Annotated in this window: 1 protein-coding gene and 2 pseudogenes; all 3 read right to left on the bottom strand. The window is 68.8% G+C overall.

Annotated features, from left to right (window positions below; genetic code table 11):
* Positions 1-259 (bottom strand): annotated as a pseudogene (locus tag G6W55_RS37700) (NADH dehydrogenase subunit D); the annotation flags it as partial.
* The gene (locus G6W55_RS37695; RefSeq protein ID WP_175525070.1) at positions 256-1002 is read right to left on the bottom strand and encodes an NADH-quinone oxidoreductase subunit C; all 747 of its coding nucleotides are present in this window, start codon (positions 1000-1002) and stop codon (positions 256-258) included. The gene G6W55_RS37695 and the pseudogene G6W55_RS37700, both read right to left, overlap by 4 nt.
* Positions 999-1235, bottom strand: a pseudogene (locus G6W55_RS37690) (NADH-quinone oxidoreductase subunit B); the annotation flags it as partial. The gene G6W55_RS37695 and the pseudogene G6W55_RS37690, both read right to left, overlap by 4 nt.

The following is a 1235-nucleotide window of genomic DNA, read 5'->3' as shown; positions in this document are numbered from 1 at the left end:
TGCGGAATTCGAGGTTCTTCTCGATGCCGGTGTGGAGGTAGCCGATGCCGCAGCGGGCCTCGGTGACCGTCTCGCCCTCGATCTCCAGGATCAGGCGGAGCACGCCGTGGGTGGAGGGGTGCTGGGGGCCCATGTTGACGACGATGCGCTCGTCGTCGGCGCGGGCCGCGGACTGGACGACCTCGTCCCAGTCGCCGCCCGTGACCGTATAGACGGTGCCTTCTGTGGTCTCACGGGGGGAAGCGTGTGAAGTGCTCACGAGTACGACCTCCGCTGGTCCGGAGCCGGGATCTGGGCGCCCTTGTATTCGACGGCGATGCCGCCGAGAGGGTAGTCCTTGCGCTGCGGATGGCCCTGCCAGTCGTCCGGCATCATGATCCGCGTCAGGGCCGGGTGACCGTCGAAGACGATCCCGAAGAAGTCGTACGTCTCGCGCTCGTGCCAGTCGTTGGTCGGATAGACCGGGACCAGGGACGGGATGTGCGGCTCGGCGTCCGGGGCGCTGACCTCCAGCCGGATCAGCCGGTTGTGGGTGATCGAGCGCAGGTGGTAGACGGCGTGCAGCTCGCGGCCCTTGTCGTGCGGGTAGTGGACGCCGCTGACACCGGTGCACAGTTCGAAGCGCAGCGCCGGGTCGTCGCGCAGGGTGCGGGCGACGCGCGGGAGGTGTTCGCGCTCGATGTGGAAGGTGAGTTCGTCGCGGTCGACGACCGTCTTCTCGATCGCGTTCTCCGGCAGCAGGCCCTGCTCCTCCAGGGCGCCCTCCAGTTCGTCGGCGACCTCGTCGAACCAGCCGCCGTAGGGGCGGGCGGCGGGGCCGGGGAGCCGGACGGAGCGGACCAGGCCGCCGTAGCCGGAGGTGTCGCCGCCGTTGTTCGCGCCGAACATCCCGCGCTGGACGCGGACCTCCTCGCCGCCCTCACCGCGCTGGCCGGGGAGGTTGGAGGCGGAGAGGTCCTTCTCGGGGTTCGGGTTCTCCGAGGAACCGTTCGCGTCGCTCACCGCAGCAGCCCCTTCATCTCGATCAAGGGCAGGGCCTTGAGCGCCGCTTCCTCCGCCTCGCGTGCCGCTTCCTCGGCGTTCACGCCCAGCTTGGTGTTCTGGATCTTGTGGTGGAGCTTGAGGATCGCGTCGATCAGCATCTCGGGGCGCGGCGGACAGCCGGGGAGATAGATGTCGACGGGGACGATGTGGTCGACGCCCTGGACGATCGCGTAGTTGTTGAACATGCCGCC

The sequence above is a fragment of the Streptomyces sp. CAI-85 genome, from assembly GCF_013363615.1.
GTDB classification, from domain to species: domain Bacteria; phylum Actinomycetota; class Actinomycetes; order Streptomycetales; family Streptomycetaceae; genus Streptomyces; species Streptomyces antibioticus_B.
The sequence above is the reverse complement of the archived record's forward strand: the minus strand, read 5'-3'. Positions and strand labels throughout refer to the sequence as shown.